This window comes from Streptomyces sp. NPDC006207 (assembly GCF_040613835.1).
Classification (GTDB): domain Bacteria; phylum Actinomycetota; class Actinomycetes; order Streptomycetales; family Streptomycetaceae; genus Actinacidiphila.
The window spans coordinates 1-18,436 of record NZ_JBEXSX010000019.1 but is presented as its reverse complement, the minus strand read 5'-3'; the positions used below and the strand labels follow the sequence as shown (position 1 = coordinate 18,436).

Here is an 18,436-nt window from a genome sequence, read left to right as displayed (position 1 = left end):
TGATCAGTCCTCCACGGGGGCCAGCCGCAGCGAGATCGAGTTGATGCAGTACCGCTGGTCCGTCGGGGTGTCGTAGCCCTCGCCCTCGAAGACGTGGCCCAGGTGCGAGCCGCAGCGGGTGCAGCGGACCTCGGTGCGGACCATGCCCATCGAGCGGTCCTCGATCAGCTCGACGGCCTTGCTGTCCTTCGGGTCGTAGAAGGACGGCCAGCCGCAGTGCGACTCGAACTTGGTGTCCGAGGTGAACAGTTCGGCGCCGCAGGCGCGGCACGAGTAGACGCCGCGGGTCTTGGTGTCGGTGTACTCGCCCACGAAGGGACGCTCCGTGCCCGCCTGGCGCAGGACCGCGTACTCCTGTGGCGTCAGCTCCTGACGCCACTGCTCCTCGGACTTGTCGACTTCGTACGCCATGGTCCTCCCTCTCCTCAGTTCTCCAGGCGCGCGAGGATGCGCGGACCGAGATCGGTCACGTCGCCCGCGCCCATGGTGAGAACAAGGTCACCGGGCTTGGCCATTCCGGCGACGACCTCGGGGACCGCTTCCTTGTCGTGTTCCGCGGTGACGTCGGCGCCCGCCGCGACGGCCGCGTCGATGATCAGGTCGCTGGTGATGCCGGGGATCGGGTCCTCGCGGGCCGGGTAGATGTCCAGCACCACGGAGGCGTCGGCGAGCGCGAGGGCCCGGCCCATTTCGCGGCCCAGCTCCTGGGTGCGGCTGAACAGGTGGGGCTGGAAGACCACGACGATGCGCCGGTCGTCCGCCGCCTCGCGCAGGGCCTGCAGGTCCGCGGTCATCTCGGTCGGGTGGTGCGCGTAGGAGTCGATCACCTGGACGCCCGCGGCGGTGCCCTTCAGCTGCAGCCGGCGCTTCACCCCGGTGTAGGTGCCGAGCGCCTTGGCCAGGCCCTCCGTCGGGACGCCCAGCGCGACGCCCGCGGCCAGGGCGGCGACCGCGTTGTGGGCGTAGTGGCGGCCGGGCACGGAGACGGTGAAGGTGTGCTCCTCGCCGCCCAGGCGGACGGTGACCTCGCTGGACATCCCGTGCGGGGTGATCCGCAGGATCCGCACGTCGGCCTGCTCGTCCTCGCCGACGCGCACGATGGTCAGCCCCTCGCGGCCCGCCACCCGGGCGGCCAGCTCCCGCGCGCCGGAGTGCTCGCCGACGACCAGGGTGCCACCGGGGACGATCTTGCCGACGAAGACCTCGAACGACTCGTGGATCTCGTCCATCGACGCGTAGTTCGCGTGGTGGTCGAGCTCCACGTTGAGCACGATCGCCACCTCGGGGTCGTACTTCTGGAAGCTGCGGTCGCTTTCGTCCGCCTCCGCCACGAAGATCTCGCCGGTGCCGTGGTGGGCGTTGGAGCCCGGGGCGTCCAGGTCGCCGCCGATGGCGTACGACGGGTCCAGGCCCAGCGCGGACAGGCTCACCGCGAGCATGGAGGTGGTGGTCGTCTTGCCGTGCGTGCCGGCCACCGCGATCGGGCGCGAGCCCCCCATCAGCGCCGCCAGCGCGTCCGAGCGGTGCACCACCGGGATGCCGCGCCCGCGGGCCGCCACCAGCTCCGGGTTGTCCTCACGGATGGCGCTGGAGACGACCACGCAGGTCGCGTCCTGCGCGAGGTGCGCGGCCGAGTGGCCGATGTGGACGGTCGCGCCCAGCGCGCGCAGCGCCCCGGCCGTGTCGGAGTCCTTCGCGTCGCTGCCCGCGACGGCGGCGCCGCGCTGGGTCAGGATCTTCGCGATGCCCGACATCCCGGCCCCGCCGATCCCGATGAAGTGCGGTCGGTCCATACCGGGGGGAAGGGTGGGGCTCATGCGAGGTGCTCCCTGGAACTCACGAGGTCGGTCGTCGGCCGTCCCCGATTCTTCCACCAGTCGGGGACACGGCGTCCGCTCAGTCCTCCGCGTTGTGGGCGAACAGCTTCAGCACCGGCACGCCGACCTTGTGCCGGGCCCGGGAGGTCCAGTCGCGGTGGAAGAACTCCTCCACCAGGTGCGGGGCGGTCAGCACGATGACCTCGTCGGCGTGGGTCTGCTCGACCACCGACTTCATCAGCTCGATGGGGTGCCGCTCGACCACCTCGCCCACGGCCTCGCAGCCCGCCTCGCGCAGGGCGGTCAGGCTGTGGCTCAGCGCGCGCTCGGCGGGCATCAGGGCCTTGTCGCCCTCGGGGCGCTCGCGCTCGTGGACGGCCTTGTCGAGTTCGCCGAGGGCGACGTCGTCGATGGCCCGCAGCAGCCGGTCCTGGTCGCCGCGTGGCTGCATCAGGACGACGAAGGAGACGGGCTCGTCACCGTGGAGCGTGGTGACCAGATCCACATCGGCGGGGACGAGCGGCTGCTCGATCATGAGTACGGTCGTGAACACGGACGCGTCCTTCTCTCTCGCGGGCCGTCGGGCCTGCCACGGAAACCATCCTGCCCCGTCCGGGCGCGGGGCACGCGGGGACATCCGTTCCCGGGCCGTGGCACGCGGACGAGTGCGGGGCGGGCAATCGGCGCCATCCGGGTGAGGCCGGTGGCGTGGGCGGCCGGTGGCCGGTCCCGGTCGCACCGGGGGGCCGGTCAGCCGCGTACGTAGCGGGTGAACAGGAAGCCGTCCTCCTCCAGGATCGACACCGGGGTGTAACGGACGGGGTCGGTGATGCCGGGTCCGTTCATGATGCGCATGGCGTCACCGGCGGTCAGCAGCGGGGCGATCGTCAGGCACAGCTCGTCGACCACCCCGGCGGCGGCGAACTGGGCGAGCAGCAGGGGCCCGCCCTCGGTCAGCATCCGGCGCAGCCCCAGCGCGGCCAGCTCGCGCACCACGCGCGCCGGCTCCACGCCCGTGCCCGAGCCGGCCCGGACGACCCGTGCCCCCGCCTTCCCGGCCGCCGCGACCCGGTCGGCCGGGGCGTCCTCGCCGGTCAGCAGGAGGGTCGGCACCAGCGGATCGGTGAACAGCGGCAGCGAGAAGTCCAGGTCGAGCCGGGCGCTCACCACGGCGATCGCGGCGGCCGGGCCCTGTCCCGCCGCGGCCCTGCGGGCCGCGAAGGCCTCCCGGGCGCGGGCGGGGCGGTAGCCCTCCTGCCGCACCGTCTCCGCGCCGACGACCACCACGTCGGCCAGGGCCCGCAGCACCCCGAACACCCGCATGTCGGCGTCCGAGGAGAGCGGCTGGGAGCGTCCGTCGTGCCGGGCCGCGCCGTCCAGCGACGACACCATGTTCGCCCGCAGCCAAGGCTCCCCGCCTGCCGGTTCCGGGTACGCGTAGGCGTCGGCCAGCGCCTCCGGCGTGTCCAGGGTCTCGGCGGGTGCCGGTGCGGCAGCGGTCGCGGGGGCGGGGAAGAGGCGGCGCATGGCTGCAGTCTTCCACGCCCCCCACGCAGTGGGGTCGGCCACACGGCGGCGGGAGGACCACCGGCGAGGCACTAGGCTGGAGTGCTGTGTCCTCGTCCTTCGCCGCCGCGCAAGCATCCAGCCCGATACCCGGCGGGACGCCGCCCGTCTCGCTGAGCGGACGCGAGCCGCACGTCCCGGCGGACCGGCTGGTGGCCGAGATGGTGCCGCCGCCGCGCTTCGACTCCGTACGGTTCGACACCTACCTCCCGGACCCGAAGCAGCCGAGCCAGGCCCAGGCCGTCGGCACGCTGCGGGCCTTCGCGGAGGGGCTGGGCGTCCCCGCCGACGGCGGGCGCAAGCGCTGGTTCCGGCGTCAGGCCGCACCCGCCGCCCCGGCCGGACCCGGCGGGGTCTACCTCGACGGCGGCTACGGCGTGGGCAAGACCCACCTGCTCGCCTCGCTGTGGCACGCCACGCCCGCGCCGCGCGAGCAGAAGGCCTTCGGCACCTTCGTGGAGCTGACCAACCTCGTCGGCGCCCTCGGCTTCCAGCAGGCCGTGCAGGCGCTCAGCGGGCACCGGGTGGTCTGCATCGACGAGTTCGAACTCGACGACCCCGGCGACACCGTGCTCGTCTCGACCCTGCTGGGCAAGCTGGCCGACGCCGGGGTGAAGCTGGCCGCGACCTCCAACACCCTGCCCGGCAAGCTCGGCGAGGGCCGGTTCGCGGCCGCCGACTTCATGCGCGAGATCCAGGGCCTGTCCGCCCGCTTCCGGTCGCTGCGCATCGACGGTGAGGACTACCGCCACCGCGGCCTTCCCGAGGCCCCCGCGCCGTACACCGACGAGCAGGTCACCGCTGCCGCGGGCCGCACCCCGGGCGCCTCCCTGGACGACTTCGGCGCCCTCCTCGCCCACCTCGCCCGGGTCCACCCCAGCCGCTACGGCGCGCTCTGCGACGGCGTCGAGGCGGTCTTCCTGCGCGGCGTCGGTCCCGTGGAGGACCAGGCCACCGCGCTGCGCCTGGTCGTCCTGGCCGACCGGCTCTACGACCGCGAGGTCCCCGTCATGGCCTCCGGCCGGCCCTTCGACGGCATCTTCAGCGAGGAGATGCTCGCCGGCGGCTACCGCAAGAAGTACTTCCGGGCCATCTCCCGCCTCACCGCCCTCGCCCGCGACGCCGAGCGGCTCGCCACCCCGGACGCCTGAGCTCCGCTCCCGGCGGTGCGCGCGGCGCTCGGGCCGTGACACCCGTGGCTCCCGGACGCGTTGGCGGCGCCGGGGGATCCGGCGCACCATCGGATCACCGGACCGGAGCCCGCGGGGAGCGGGGAGGGTCCCCCGGAGGGAGGCGCGGTGACGAAGAGGAGCCCGGACACCGCATCCGGAACCAGGCCCGGGCTGCGCGCGAAGCTGCGGGTCCCGTCGGGCGGCGGCCCCGTGCGGCTGCGGTCGTACGACCCCCGCGCCACGCCGGGCGGCCCGGCCGGCAAGGCCGAGGCGCTGGCGTGCGTGCCGTACGCACGCGGCCGGATCACGGCGCTGCAGGAGCGGCTCTTCGCACAGAGCACGGCGGGCGACCCGCGTTCGGTCCTCGTCCTGCTCCAGGGCATGGACACCTCGGGCAAGGGCGGCGCCGTACGGCACCTCGCGAGCCTGCTCGACCCCGCGGGGTGCCGCATCACCGCCTTCAAGGCCCCGACGGCGGAGGAACAGGCCCACCACTTCCTGTGGCGCGTCGAGCGGGCCCTGCCCGGTCGCGGGCGGATAGGGGTCTTCGACCGCTCCCACTACGAGGACGTCCTCGTGCCGCGGGTCAGGGGCCGGGCGCCGCGCTCGGTGTGGGAGGAGCGCTGCGAGACCATCAACTCCTTCGAGGCCTCGCTCGCCGACGACGGCGTCAGCGTCGTCAAGGTCTTCCTGCACATCAGCCGCGAGGAGCAGCGCACCCGCCTGCTGGAACGGCTGGACAACCCCTGCAAACACTGGAAGTTCGGCCCCGGCGACCTGGAGGACCGGGCGATGTGGCCCTCCTACCAGCAGGCGTACGAGGACGTGCTCGGACGCTGCTCCACGGAGGCCGCGCCCTGGTACGTCGTCCCCGCCGACCGCAAGTGGTACCGGAACTGGGCCGTCGGGCGGCTGCTGATGGAGCACCTGGAACTGATAGACCCGGTGTGCCCGCCCGCGTCCTTCGACGTCGAGGTCGCCCGCAAGCTGCTGCTGGAGGACTGACCCCACCGGGCCGCGCGGTTCAGCCGCTGCAGGCCGTGCGCTGGGCCTCGTGCCAGGCGCAGACCGGGCAGAGGGTCGCGCCCGGCTGCGAGTCGGGGTACTCGGTCGGGTCGCCGCAGTGGACACAGATCGCGCGGGGCTCGTCGTCGGTCGTCACCCGATCAGGGTAATCAGCGCTCACGGAGCACGGCGACCGAGTGGCCGGGCAGGTGGAGGCAGCCGGTGTCGGCGGGCGGTGGTCCGGGACGCCAGGCGGCGACCGGGACGTAGCCCGGAGGGTCGGCGCGGCCGGGGTGGTGGAGGGGGACCAGCGCCTCCTCGGGGGAGAAGTTGACGGCGATCCGGAAGCGTCCGCGGTCCAGCCGCAGGGTGTGCTCGCCCACGGTGACGTGGACGGCGTCCAGGGCGGGGTCGGTCAGCTCGGGCTCGGCGTGGCGCAGCGCGATGAGCCGCCGGTACCAGGCCAGCAGTTCCGCGTGCGGCTCCCGGGCGGGTTCTGACCAGTCCAGGCAGGAGCGCAGCCGGGTCGCCGGGTCCTGGGGGTCGGGGATGTCCTCGGCCTTCCAGCCGTGCTCGGCGAACTCGCGGCGGCGGCCCCGGGTGATGGCGGCGGCGAGCTCGGGGTCGTCGTGGTCGGTGAAGAACTGCCAGGGCGTGCGGGCGCCCCACTCCTCGCCCATGAACAGCATCGGCGTGTACGGGGAGGTGAGGACGAGCGCGGCGGACGCGGCGAGCAGCCCCGCAGGGACGCTCGCGCCGAGGCGGTCACCGGTGGCGCGGTTGCCGATCTGGTCGTGGGTCTGGGTGTAGGCGAGGAAGCGGTGGCCCGGGGTGGTCGTCAGGTCGACGGGGCGGCCGTGGGCGCGGCCGCGGAAGCTCGAGTGGGTGCCGTCGTGGAAGAAGACCCGGCGCAGTGCCTTGGCCACGGCGGTCACCGGGGAGACGGCGAAGTCCGCGTAGTACGCCTGGGCCTCGCCGGTGACGGCGGTGTGCAGGGCGTGGTGGAAGTCGTCGTTCCACTGGGCGTGCACACCCAGGCCGCCGGCCTCGCGCGGGTCGGTGGTGCGCGGGTCGTTGCGGTCGGACTCGGCGATCAGGAAGAGCGGGCGGCCGACCGCGGCCGACAGGGCGTCGACGGAGGTGGAGAGCTCCTCGAGCAGGTGCACCGCGCGGGTGTCGACGAGGGCGTGGACGGCGTCGAGCCGCAGCCCGTCGAGGCGGTAGTCGCGCAGCCAGGACAGGGCGCTGCCGACCAGGAAGTCGCGCACCTCGTCGGAGCCGGGGGCGTCGAGGTTGACGGCGTCGCCCCACGGGGTGTGGTGGCGGTCGGTGAAGTACGGCCCGAAGGCGGGCAGGTGGTTGCCCGAGGGGCCGAGGTGGTTGTGGACGACGTCCAGCACCACCCCGAGCCCGTGGCCGTGCGCGGCGTCCACGAAGCGCTTGAGCCCGTCGGGGCCGCCGTAGGGCTCGTGCACGGCCCACAGCGACACGCCCTCGTACCCCCAGCCGTGCGTGCCGGGGAACGGGCAGAGCGGCATCAGCTCGATGTGGGTGATCCCCAACCCGGCCAGGTACGGAAGGTGTTGGACCGCGGCGTCGAAGGTCCCGTCGGTGGTGAAGGTGCCGACGTGCAGCTCGTAGAGGACCGCGCCGGGCAGCGGGCGGCCCGCCCACTCGTGGGCCCAGGCGAAGCGGTCGTGGTCGACGACCGCGCTTGGGCCCTCCGGCCCGTCCGGCTGCCGCCGGGAGCGGGGGTCGGGCCGCGGTGGGCCCCCGTCCAGCGCGAAGGCGTAGCGCGTACCGTGCCCGGCGGGCACGTCCGCGTACCACCAGCCCTGGCGTTCGGGGTCGCGCTCCATGTCGTGAGCCCGGCCGTCGACCCGTACCTCCACCTCACCGGCGTCCGGTGCCCACACGTCGAAGCGCATGGGCACCATGCTGCCCGCCGTCCGGGGGGTCACACCAGGTTGACGCGCTCCCCGGCGACCGGATAACCCGCCTTGGCGAAGTGCGCCGCCATCGGCGCGTTGCCCTGGTCGGTGGCGGCGGCGATCCGCTCGGCGCCGTGTCCGGCCAGGTCGTTCGTGCACTCGACCAGCAGGTCGTAGGCGTAGCCGTGGCCGCGCTGCTCCGGCAGGACACCGATGAAGCCGACGCAGAACGCACCCGGGTTGCGCCCCGGCACCTGGATGCCGGCGAGCTCGCCCTCCGGGGTGTACGCCAGGCGCCACCACTCGCGGGGCGACTGCAGCCAGTTGAGGAACTCCAGCTCCTCGCGGGCGGCCGCGTCCGGGCCGTGCAGCCGCACCATGCGGCGGGTGTGCGCGTCGAGGCTGCCGACCCCGATGCGCCTCAGTACGTCCAGGATCACGCCGTCGTCCGGCTCCGGCCGGTACTCGAGCCGTCCGGTGCGCTCGGGCAGCCCGCACTCGGGGGTCCAGACGTAGCGGTAGCGTTCGACGAGCAGCTCCATGCCGGAGACGATCGCCGCGTCGATGCGGGACTGGGCGGCCTCGCGGACCTCGCGCCGCTCCCGCCAGCCGGGGGGCAGCACCAGCTCGTACTCGGCCTTGAGCGGCGCCGTCTGCAGCAGCCGTACGGCCGCGTCGGCGTCGGTGAAGTCGAACCAGTCGAGCGCTATCGGCTTCTCGTCGGCCGGAGCCGCCCACCAGGCCGCGCGGGCGACCACGACGCCGTCGCGCAGGGCCACCCAGGTCCAGTCGGGACGGTACTCGCCGCCCTCGTCGGTCATGGCGTAGGAGTGACCCATCAGGGACCGGCCGACCAGGCCGTGGTCCTCGGGGGTCAGGGAGTGGAAGAGGTGCGATTCGCCCGCGACGAGCGGGCGGAAGACCAGATCGGTCATGAAGGAGAAGTCCTCACGGAAGAGCGGAGCGCTCCCGGTCAGACGGAGTACGCCCTGCGGACAACGGGGCGGGAGCGCGGAACGGTGAACAGGCACATGGCTTCCGCCTCCTTCCTCGGTCAAGGGCGTGTGCCCACCGTAGCCATCAGCCTCCGCGGCGTCCACGCGATTACTGACTTCCGCGCCTTGGGGTCAGTTGGGTCTGTCGAGGTGAGGCCGGTACCGGCGAGGAACCCGCTGAGGATGCCGTGCCGGTATCGCAACGACTTGGGTCCCGCGGAGCAGGGTGTCGAGCTCGTTGAGGGTGCGGGTGGCCAGGCTGCGCTTGATGTGCGCCCACAGGCCCTCGACCGGGTTGAAGTCGGGGCGTAGCCAGGCAAGAAACCCGTCAGCCATTCCCGTTCAGTGTCTTCATCGTCTTCGAGACGTGCGTGTTGAGCGGTCCGGGCCGTACCTACCGCGTACCCGCCCGGACGCACATCGTCACCAGCGCATTCCAGACCTCAAGAAGCGGAGGTCGGTAACGCAAGCGGCAAGCCGGAATGGTCGACCGATCGTCACGAAAGGTCGGCATGTAGTTCTGTTGTCGTTGGGCCCTTAGAGCCCAAGCCCGGCGTTCGGGTTCACGCTAGGTGTGGGTGGCTTCGGGCATAGCTGTTTGATGGCGGAGCGTAGTTCCTCCTCGCATAGATAAGTGGACAAACTGGGCTCGTTGATTGCATCTCGCATTCGTCCGGCGATCTCCGGGCTGGCGAAGTGGTCGCGCAAGATCGGGGAATGGAGCGCTTCACGGCACAAGAGCGTGAGCAGTTCGGGATTCGCCTCGGTGGCCGCGTGCCAGTGCGGGTCGAGGGGGCCGGTAGCGGGGAGGAGCCCGACCCGCGCGGCCGCAATCAGGGCCATGCAGGTCTCCCGGGCATGCCAGTGCTGGGTACTGCCGGACTTGTCATAGGCCTCGACGGCCTCCGAGACGATCGCGGACGACCATTTTGTGCGCGGCAGCCACGCGGCGGCCCAGGCCACGGCGGCGGGATGGGCCACGGTGTTGGGCCGTAGCGTCGGGACCGTCTCCGGCAGGAAGCGAAGGCCGGAGCACTCGTGTAGGGCTTGGGCTGCCCACCCCAGGCCGCTCCAGTGCGCCTCGGCGTCAACCACCAGATGCCGGCCCGCCATCTCCTCGATCAGCCGTCCCACCGCCTCGGGTAGTGAACCTGCTGATCTGCTCGCGATTCGGACCACTTGCAAAAGTTTGCTTGCCTGGTGGAGCCCCAAAGCGTTCGCCAGGACGTCGCAGTGCAGCCCGAGGACATGGCCGAGGACTTCGTCGAACGCGTCATGATGACCGGTCAGCCATAGTGCCTTCAGCAGGCCAGGGATCTGTTGGAGATCGGACCGGAGACCCAACCGCAGCCGGTTCACCAGCCGGTCGACGTTGACGCTCGCGGCCAGCTGCTCGCCCCACTGCGGCTCCCACATGAATGCGAGCGTGAGCATCTCGGTGACCGCCCGCGGACTGGCCAGGAGATGCATCGTGCCCTCCCACCGACTGGTGACCAAAGTATGCATCCACTCGCTTTCCTCGGTCCGGTTGGTTACCCCGAGCCGGGCCAGGGAGCGTCCCACCATGCCCTGGGTCAGTGGATCCTGCTCGAACTTGAAGACCTCGATGAGGGTCCGCCAACGCCTGCGTTCGCTGCGCAGGGCAGCCAGCTCCACCTTGCCGAGGCCTGACTTACAGCGCTCAACCTCGCTCAGCAACTCGGCGGCAAGCGGCGGATGCACGACGCTGCGCAGAACGAGTTCCCGCAGATGGGAGAGGTCCTGTCCGCCGTGGGGCCGGCTCAGGGCGTCCACGGTCGTAGCCGCTTCCGACGGGTCCAGTTTGCGCAGCTGCCCGAGCGTAGTGGTGAAGGCGCCGATGCTGCGGCTTACCCGCAGCCGCTCGGCCCAGTTCCACTGGGGGCTTTGCTGTTTGAAGTGGTTGAGCACCAGAGCGGTCGCTTCGACTTTGCCACCTGCGCGCAGGGTGTCGGCCAGCACTTGGAGCTTCTGTGCGACATTGCTCGCGGTGCTCACGAGTTGAACCCGTCCGGCTTTGTCCAATTCAACCCGCTTGGCGAAGTCTACGCCGATGTCGGGTACCAGCGCGAGCCCCAGCCGATGAGTGTGCACCATGCTCTCCGGGTCGAGCGACACCTGGGACATCCGGTCGCGCAGTACCTTGCGGTCCAGCCGCGCCGCCAGCTCGTTAAGAAAGTGCTGGCCGAAATAGTCGTCCTGGATGAGCAACATAGCCAGACGCGGACCCCAGGGACGGGCGGCGCCGCGTTGGGCATGGATGCTAGAGACGACGAGGTTGAGCGCGGACTCCTCGACCGCCTGCCGGTAGTCTGCGCCCGACTCCCACAGGCCGCGCAACAGGTGGTAGACGATGGCGGGCCGACGTTCTCGCTGCATTACATTTTCGGCGAACTCCTGACCGATCTCGGAGGCCAGTCGGTAACTGAACCGCTCCTTGGTGTCGCAGTAGAGGTCGTCGACGCGGCTGACACTGCTTAGCAGCATGCCAGCGCCGCGGGCGTCTTCGAAACTGCAGATGGACTTGGCCAGTTCGCGGGCCAGGCTGACGTCGGCGACCAGGTCGCCGTCTCGGTTCTCCCTGTAGAGCAGTGTACGAAGTGTGGCGGCATGGATGTTCCGAACCGTCGAGATGAGGATGGCGGCTTCCGCGGGGGGTGCAGCCTTCACTACGGGAATCAGCGTGCGGCCGAACTTCAACTGGTTGAGCAGTCGGTTGCTTAGCCCGCGGTTGCTCTGCGACAGGTCGAACAGGGCCTGGCTTATTTGGCTGGCGTCCGAGTACGCCAAGGCCGCCTGAAGCTGCGACTTGTAGTGCTCGATGACCTGGTCCCAGTCCCTGGCGCCGTCGAAGTGCAACCGCAGTGATAGCCAGGAGAGGATGGCGGCGAGGGACCTGCCCCGGGTAGGAGGGGACTCGATGAGGAACTGCGCCGGCTTGAACAGTGGGCGCAGCGCCGACGCGGGGTCGTCCTCGCGGGCCTGTCGTGACTTGGCGAAGATTAGGTCGTCCATGCGTCGTACGGCGATGAGGTCCCGGTGGCGGGCGGGGTCGGCGCCCCGGACGAGGTCCTCGGCGCGTTGCTCGAGCCACTCACAGACCGTCCCGGTTGGTGTGGTGCCCTCACCGGCCAGTTTCAGCAGGGCGTTGACGAGGTGGTACCGATCCGTGAGCGTGGAGGGCTGGGCGAGGACCGAGTCCAGCCCCCCTTGCGGTTTACCGACCCATGCGACGAGGTCTGACAACACGATCTGCGGCAGACGGAACTCGTCGTCCCAGAGCGAGGTGAGCGCGAGTGTGAGCTCACGTGCCGTCAGGTCATGGGTGGACGGAACGCGTGCGATGACTGCCGGTAGCGCGGCGGCAGTCCAGTCGGCGTCGCTGTTGCGCCGACACAGGCGCAGCAGGGCGAGAGCCTTGCGCGGGTGCGAGGTCGCCGCCCAGTTGGTGATCGCACGCCGTACTGAGGTGAAATCTAGTAGCTGCGCGAGCTGTTGCGGTGCGTAGGCGGCGCACTTGCGCAGCAGGACATCAAGCCGCTGGTAGTTCCCCTCGCGGAGGAGGTCCAGTACGTACGGCTCCAGATGTGCGGGGAGGGCGTTCAGCCCCTCGGAGCTCGCGCAGGCGAGCACCGCCTCGGCCCGGACGGTGCTGGGAATCCTAGCCAGGTCGTCGTGGACGACCACGGCGAGGGCTGTACGGGTGTCCTCGGGGAGTGCTCCCACGTGGGCGGACGGGACGCCCTCGTCCAGCCATGACACGGCAGCCAGCCGGTTTACCGCGGCCCGAGCGTCGGCGCCCAGGCCGTCGCAGACGGCTTGGGCCCGGGCCCGCACCAGTTCGACGCCGAGACCCCGCTCGGGCAGGGCCGCCGAGGGAGAGGGCTTGCCGATCTGCTCCTCCCGAAGCAGATCGGTCAACAGTCGAAGATCCCCTTGGCATGCCTCAACCGCCAGCTCGACGGCCGCCGTGTCGTCGACGCGGACTCGGTACTCCCCGGGTGTCTGCCGGATCATCTGGCGGGCCAGGTCGGCTGCGTCCTCCGGAGCCACCATGGTGACATAGGAGGTCACCCCGTGGTTGTCCCAACGGTTAGCCGCTCCGTCGACAAAGCGGGTCAGCGCGAGGACACCAACCTTGAGTTCACTGAGCGACTCCAGTGCCTCGCCGACGTTGCCATCCTCCAGGGCGTGCAGATCCTCAAGCACCACCAGGACTTTCCGGCGTGTGCTGTCAATGCTCGTAGTGGTGAGCGCGGCGCGGACTAGGGTTGGCAGTTCGTAGCCCGATGGCAGTTGGTGGCGGTCTGGTGACAGCACCACAGTCTGCCAGCCCACGCCCTCCAGCTTGCGCACCAGTTGCTGGGCGCAGACCGTCTTCCCGCAGTTACGCGTCCCAGACTGGATCACCCGGGAAAGTGGCTTCCCGTGAAATCTCTTGAACAGGAACGAGGCCCGCTCGAAGTTCACCAGGCGACGGTCGGCTGGCCCGGACCACCCCGGCGCGGAGTCGGTTGCGCCGGTCGAGTGTATGATGCGCCACTCATGCTCTGCGAGTGTCTCCGAGGCCCAGCGACGCACCGTCGCCTGCCACTGCTCTGCCCACAGCAGGCGGACCGCTCCGAGCAGGGTCGGATCCGGATCGGTCTCAACGGTGCTCGCCCGGCGCAGCCGCCAGCCGTCGGCGTCCCGCCACAGGACATCGAGGCCGGCATCTACGGCGGCCGCCATCGCCTGCTCGGGTACGGTGGGCGGCAGCCACTCGCTGTTCTGCGAGATGCCCGCCAGAGCCAGCACACCCAGATTGCCGAGGCCCGGGAGACCGCTCTCGGCAGCAATCAAGGACAGTGCGACGGCGGGCGCGCAGGAGTCCGGGCCGATCGCGGAGGGGCTGAGCAAGTACGGCGCGTCGACACGGGGACGGACGTCGGTGGATGGTCGGTTGCCCACGCTCGCCATCAGGTGTTGCGCCGACTGCACTCCCCGATCGATCGCGGTTTGGTCAGGGAGCGATGGCGAAGGCCGGACGTCGTCGCTGGGGTCGAACACGACGTCAGCGCCCGCGATGACGTACCAGTCGTCCACCGGCGCCAGCAGCAGGGGCACCGCGCCCACCAGTGCCGCCGTAGGAGGCTCGTCGCGGACGGTCGGTGACAGCTCCGATCGGGTCACGAGCTCGTCGAGCTCGGACAGCAGATTGGCGTCCAGCTCGCTGAGCAGGCCCCCCAGGTTCGTGGCCCCCGCCTCCGCGTACTCGTGGAGTAGAGCGCCGGGCCCGATGGGCTTCTGCTCACCTGAGAAGTCGAAGGGGCGGCGTGGGAGGGGGATTTGACGGTCAAGGACTGTCTTGCCGAGGGTGATGACATTGCGCAGCAGGGACTCGACGCGGAGCGGATTGACCGCGTTCCCCAATAGATCCGTGGCCAGTGCATGCAGTGTCATGGACAGTTCGTACGGCAGCGCCGTCCTGCGGGCAGAGGATGACATCAGATCTTCATGACTCACGTTCGACTCCCCGACTCACTGGGCAATGCTGCTCATGGTGTGATGCGGACCAAGCCCTCGGCAGTTCCTACGATCAACTTCCCGTTGCGGTGAATGTCCACCGTGTGGACATCGAGCCCGATGTCGAACTGCTGGGACAGACTGGCATCGGTGTGTGACGACAGCCTGATGTCGCCGTGTACGCCCGCGCTGACCAGTACCTGTGTGTCACCAATAGTGCACAGTCGCAGTTCGCTGACTCCGCTCGCGTGTTGGGTGACGAGTCGACGGTTGCGGCCGTTCCAGGCCGTCCACCACACGGAACCGTCCCCGGCTCCGGTGTAGACGCCCTCAGCGTCGGAAGTGATCTTCATCAGGCCGCGGCTCTGGGGCGGCTCGAAGGTCTTCAGCAGCCCGCCGTCACCACGCCACACGACTACGTTCGACGCCGTACGGGCCGCCACCCTAACCCCTTCTGCGGTCTCGGCGGCAGTGATTCCGCCGAGCCGCAGCCCCGGATTTTTGACGAGCTCACCGGTTTGGCCCCGGCTCCGCCACTGCCACCCGTCACCCCCCGCGATCAGTAGCCCCTGTCCGACCTTGACGCAGGTGGTTAGTGGGCATTTGAGATCCAGCGGCTCGATCTGCTGCCCCCTGCCGTCCAGCAGCGCGACCCACGCCCGGCCCGTGATCTCCCCCGCGAACAGTGCTGGCTGCCCGGAGTGGTCGATGACCGAAGAAGCGGTGACCCGCACTGAGATGCCATGACGGCTGGGGATGCTCGCGGGGTTGAACGATGTCCAGGAGGCATCGTCTGCGCCACCTGGGCGGTGGAAGATCCAGCTGCCAGTGAGGGCCAGTTCGCCACCATCGGGAAGGCAGTGGACCGTTTTGACGCTGTGATCCTCCAGTTCCTTCCGGAGGGACAAGGGACGGCAGTCAACCGCCTCGGCCTGCCAGCCTGCCACTTGCTCGCGGGCGCACCGAGCGAGTTCGTTTAACCCTCGCACCTGGGCGTGGAGCGCCAGCCGAGCCAGGGTGTGCCCGTCGCCCAGCCGCCAGCGTGGTCCCATCAACTCCCAGCACAGAGCTCGCACGTTAGCCGCCCGATCGTTGGCGGTCGCCTGGATGAGGCCGAGTGCGCGGTAGAGCTTCTCGCCGTTCATTGCCAGCAGGAATTCGGGGTCATCCAGGAACTCGTGAAGCAGACCGGCGAGTCGTGCATGGTGCGGAAGGTGGTCACGGGTGTAGCGGTCGGCGCTTGACCAGTCGCGTTGTCCGGATGGCAGCACGGCGAGCCGGTCGGTCATGGCAGTGACGAACAGGGAGTGATAGGCGCGCGCGTCGGCCGACTCGGCCAAATAGTTGGCCGTCGGCGAGTGCTTGAGCCTCCATCCGTGGCTGTTCATTCCATCCTCCGGGGCATCAAGGTAGTCCTTCGCCTCTCTGCTCACGCTGATGAGGTCTGCGGCACCCACGCCGGGTCGGCCGGCCGCACGCACCACTGCCGCCCACAGCCGCCCGTCGGCCGGCAGGCCGTCGCCCTGCGCCAGTGCTACAGGAAGGAGCATCTCTCGCGCCCATTGGGGATCCTCGTCGTCTAGCGCGCGGCTGAGCCGGACGAGTCCGTCCAGGAACAGGTCGGCGTTGGACCGCTCGGCCTGCACCCGGGCGGTCGCGGGGTCTTCATTGCTCATGTCGACCGCGAAGAGGTAGGCACGGAGCCACGACCGGCCGGCCGCTGCTGTCGTGGACTCGGCGATGTCACGGACCGACCGAGGGGCCGTGACCGACCAGGTGGTGCCCTTACGGTTTCTGAGCACCTGCTCGACGAGCCTGACCACGTCGGCTGAGCGGAAGTACTCTTCCGCGTCGAGGTCGACGAGCTGCCCCTCGAGCCCGTCCGGGACCTGACTACTGGCCATGACCACACGGGTCCGTGGTTGGGCGGCCAGCGGAGCGAGTAGCGTGCTGGTGAGGAGCTCAGGCTCAGTGCTCGCGTCCACGGAGTCAAAGACGAGGCGCAGTCCACGGCCGCCGAGGGCCTCCACGAGCGCTGCACAATCGACATCGCCGGTCTCGTAGTGCTCGGCCAGCCGCCACATCACAGTGTCCACGTTCTGGTTGCGGACGTCCACCTGCAGGTCGACGCATCCGACGCGGGCCGGACCGGGTGCCCGGGCTCCGGCTGGCAGTGGCTGTCCCTGGGACGAGGCGTTGATCCAGTCGAGCAGGACGGACTTCCCCGAGCCCGGCTGTCCGGTGACCACGAGCGGCCCCCCGGGCTCGTTGATGGGTGAAGTGCCGTCGAGGTATGAGATGACGTCTCGCACGGCCTCGGCGCGCCCGCAGAAGGCCCATCCGCTGTCGCTGTTCGCCTCTGGGGGCTGCCTTACTCTGGGTCGCTTATGGCGGGGATTGGGGAAAGCCCGGAGTTGCTCGCGAGGCGGAACCAAGCTGGGTACCTGGGGATCACGAGGATTCTCGGACCCCTTTTCCATGCGGATTTTCAGCTCGGCGAAAAGGTGGTGGACATCGAGGTATACGGATTCCTTGTCGGTGCGAGTGTTGCGCAGGGCTGCCGCGAAGGAGTCGGCGAAGTGCATCTGCTGGGCATCAGCGATCCGGTCCGTGGAGCTGATCATGGTGAGCGCCGGCATGTTGGTCCCCTTGTCCAACTGCTCGTTCGCGGCTCGGTCCAACTGTGCGATCGCCAGGCCGGACTGGCACGCATCAATCAGGATGATTACTTCGCGTGGGCGTGGCTTTTCGCCCGGAACGATCAGCGACATGAGTCGGCCCATTTCCATAAGGGTCGATCGTTTGGCCTTCTCGCTGTCGTGAGCGGCGAGCAAGATGTCGCCGTCGCCGTAGGTGTAACCGTGCCCGGAATAGTAGAAGAGCAGGACGTCTGGGGGCGTGCCGTCGACGCCGTCCAGCGCCTGTTCGAAGTTATCCGCGAGTTGGCCGACAGTTGGGTCGAGTTGTGACCCATGGTGAATGCTGTACCCGGCCTCTGCCAGTACGGCCCGCATCATGCGCAGCTCGTCCCGTACCCGCGGAAGCGGTTCGAACCCGCCTGCGAACTGGCTTGTGCCGGAGACCAGTGCCGTCCGGACGATGCCCGTCGGCCGGTCGGCGGTGTACCGCGCTGTCGTCACCGGTCGGTGGCGAGCAGCGCGCTCGTGACGGCGTCGGCTACCTCTCCCGTGGTGAGGTAACGGAGCACGGAGTGACTACCGAAGGCGTACTTCCCCGGGTGGTGCCACGGGAGATTGACGACCGGCTGGTCGTCGACGTCGCCGAAGACGGGGGCCAATTGCTTCACCAGCGCGACGGGGTCGTCTTTGGCTGCCACATTTACCCAGCGGGTCGCAGAGGGAAAGCCCTCGTCCCCTCCGGGCGATGCAGGGACCAGCCGGTTCCGAATCGCGTGCACGCCGAGCGGGGAGCCGAGGCTGATAAAGGTGTGTACACCCCACTCCGGGTGGGCGCACAGCGCCTCATAGGCGACGATGGAGCCCAAGGAGTGGCCGATGACGACCCGTGTGTCCGGGGTCACGACACGCTCGAAGCGCTGCTGAGCGCATACCCGTACGGTGTCGTCTGGATCCAGGTAGCGGCGCACCTGCTTGACCATCCAGATGACTGCCCGCCCCGCGGGCCTCCCGAGCCCTTCGCTTCGCTCCAGCCGGCGCAGTGCCACCTGCCCCAGCCCTTTGCGGCCAGGCAGCGGCGCCTCGGTTCCGTTGGCGAACGCTTCCAGTAGCTCAAGTTCGAGCGGATCGCGGACGTCACCGATGCGCAGCGGCGGGATGTCGCCCAGCTCGCCGTCCGCACCGCCGCCCTTGGCGTCTCGGCTACGGAAACAGCTCCCGTAGTATACGGCGGCGACGTCTTCTGCGTCCGGCACCGGGCGCGCGGCGTCCCTCATGCCGACCCGCAGGGCGTCGTACCACTCTGTCCTGATCGTCTCGCTGTGCTTGTACTGGTAGCCGATGCCGTGGCAGACCACTATGCGCGACACTATGCCCCCTGCTGCCCCGAATGCGACATGAGCTGCTCGGAATCTCGATGCCCAGGACCCGAGCACGGAAAACCGGAGTTCCCATCATGCCCGAGGACCAGACGTCAGAGTGCCAGTTGTGCTGACGACTTGACGGCACATCGGTTGACGATCCCGTGCGATATGTCGTGCGGTTCGCCGAACGGTGAGGCCGAAGCCATGAGGACTGGGCTCTTCGATTCGAACGGTGCCCTGGCTGACGTCGCTGGCGCCAAGCCGCACGGCCGACCGGATCGCTCCCGGCATCCCGGATCAGCACAACCTCGCATTGGGTTGGCGATCCTCCCGGTTGCGTCCTTGGACGTGGTGTAGCGGGTTGGACCTGATGCGGGGGTTTGCTCCGGCGTCTGGGTTGGTGCCCGCATAGTCAAACGGCCACCGG

At 69.7% G+C, this 18,436-nt stretch carries 12 protein-coding genes and 1 pseudogene; 2 read left to right on the top strand and 11 right to left on the bottom strand.

Annotated features, from left to right (window positions below; all coding sequences use genetic code 11):
- Positions 1-3: 3 nt before the first annotated feature.
- The 4 genes from msrB to ABZ312_RS17365 all read right to left on the bottom strand — a co-directional run bounded on the left by msrB (position 4) and on the right by ABZ312_RS17365 (position 3,344).
- Entirely contained in the window at positions 4-411 is a 408-nt protein-coding gene (gene msrB / locus ABZ312_RS17380) for a peptide-methionine (R)-S-oxide reductase (RefSeq protein ID WP_499514609.1), read from the bottom strand.
- 14 nt (positions 412-425) lie between these two features.
- Positions 426-1,817, bottom strand: a complete 1,392-nt coding sequence (gene murC / locus ABZ312_RS17375; RefSeq protein WP_500438059.1) for a UDP-N-acetylmuramate--L-alanine ligase — start codon at positions 1,815-1,817, stop codon at positions 426-428.
- A gap of 79 nt (positions 1,818-1,896) precedes the next feature.
- Positions 1,897-2,370: an indole-3-glycerol phosphate synthase gene (locus ABZ312_RS17370; protein ID WP_500321798.1), complete on the bottom strand. Its 474-nt coding sequence runs from the start codon at positions 2,368-2,370 to the stop codon at positions 1,897-1,899.
- 197 nt (positions 2,371-2,567) lie between these two features.
- Positions 2,568-3,344: a pyrimidine reductase family protein gene (locus ABZ312_RS17365; RefSeq protein WP_500438057.1), complete on the bottom strand. Its 777-nt coding sequence runs from the start codon at positions 3,342-3,344 to the stop codon at positions 2,568-2,570.
- 86 nt (positions 3,345-3,430) lie between these two features.
- Here ABZ312_RS17365 and zapE point away from each other — a divergent pair, with 86 nt between their 5' ends.
- Positions 3,431-4,534: a cell division protein ZapE gene (zapE, locus tag ABZ312_RS17360; RefSeq protein ID WP_500438055.1), complete on the top strand. Its 1,104-nt coding sequence runs from the start codon at positions 3,431-3,433 to the stop codon at positions 4,532-4,534.
- A 147-nt stretch (positions 4,535-4,681) separates the two neighbouring features.
- On the top strand, positions 4,682-5,560 hold the full coding sequence (locus ABZ312_RS17355) for a PPK2 family polyphosphate kinase (protein WP_500321792.1): 879 nt from the start codon (positions 4,682-4,684) through the stop codon (positions 5,558-5,560).
- Between the two features lie 19 nt (positions 5,561-5,579).
- On the opposite strand, the gene ABZ312_RS17350 is transcribed toward ABZ312_RS17355, so the two are convergent.
- The 7 genes and pseudogenes from ABZ312_RS17350 to ABZ312_RS17320 form a co-directional block, all read right to left on the bottom strand.
- Positions 5,580-5,717, bottom strand: a complete 138-nt coding sequence (locus ABZ312_RS17350; RefSeq protein ID WP_431967014.1) for a hypothetical protein — start codon at positions 5,715-5,717, stop codon at positions 5,580-5,582.
- A 13-nt stretch (positions 5,718-5,730) separates the two neighbouring features.
- Complete coding sequence (treZ, locus tag ABZ312_RS17345; RefSeq protein ID WP_500321790.1) at positions 5,731-7,488, bottom strand: malto-oligosyltrehalose trehalohydrolase; 1,758 nt, start codon at positions 7,486-7,488, stop codon at positions 5,731-5,733.
- Positions 7,489-7,517: 29 nt separating this feature from the next.
- On the bottom strand, positions 7,518-8,426 hold the full coding sequence (locus ABZ312_RS17340) for a GNAT family N-acetyltransferase (protein ID WP_500358445.1): 909 nt from the start codon (positions 8,424-8,426) through the stop codon (positions 7,518-7,520).
- 188 nt (positions 8,427-8,614) lie between these two features.
- Positions 8,615-8,865, bottom strand: a pseudogene (locus ABZ312_RS17335) (transposase); the annotation flags it as partial.
- A 158-nt stretch (positions 8,866-9,023) separates the two neighbouring features.
- Positions 9,024-13,946 (bottom strand): hypothetical protein, encoded by a 4,923-nt coding sequence (locus tag ABZ312_RS17330; RefSeq protein WP_500438053.1) that lies wholly within the window; start codon positions 13,944-13,946, stop codon positions 9,024-9,026.
- Positions 13,947-14,041: 95 nt separating this feature from the next.
- Positions 14,042-17,149, bottom strand: a complete 3,108-nt coding sequence (locus ABZ312_RS17325; RefSeq protein WP_500438051.1) for a caspase family protein — start codon at positions 17,147-17,149, stop codon at positions 14,042-14,044.
- Positions 17,146-18,015, bottom strand: coding sequence for a hypothetical protein (locus ABZ312_RS17320; protein WP_500438049.1), 870 nt, complete (start codon positions 18,013-18,015; stop codon positions 17,146-17,148). Before ABZ312_RS17320 ends, ABZ312_RS17325 begins: the two co-directional genes overlap by 4 nt.
- Between the last annotated feature and the right edge of the window lie 421 nt (positions 18,016-18,436).

What these genes read in the sequence shown, in the direction of transcription:
- murC (WP_500438059.1), bottom strand. Translation starts at nt 1,817, where the DNA reads ATGAGCCCCACCCTTCCCCCCGGTATGGACCGACCGCACTTCATCGGG.
- msrB (WP_499514609.1), bottom strand. Translation starts at nt 411, where the DNA reads ATGGCGTACGAAGTCGACAAGTCCGAGGAGCAGTGGCGTCAGGAGCTG.
- treZ (WP_500321790.1), bottom strand. Translation starts at nt 7,488, where the DNA reads ATGCGCTTCGACGTGTGGGCACCGGACGCCGGTGAGGTGGAGGTACGG.
- ABZ312_RS17340 (WP_500358445.1), bottom strand. Translation starts at nt 8,426, where the DNA reads ATGACCGATCTGGTCTTCCGCCCGCTCGTCGCGGGCGAATCGCACCTC.
- ABZ312_RS17365 (WP_500438057.1), bottom strand. Translation starts at nt 3,344, where the DNA reads ATGCGCCGCCTCTTCCCCGCCCCCGCGACCGCTGCCGCACCGGCACCC.
- ABZ312_RS17330 (WP_500438053.1), bottom strand. Translation starts at nt 13,946, where the DNA reads ATGACACTGCATGCACTGGCCACGGATCTATTGGGGAACGCGGTCAAT.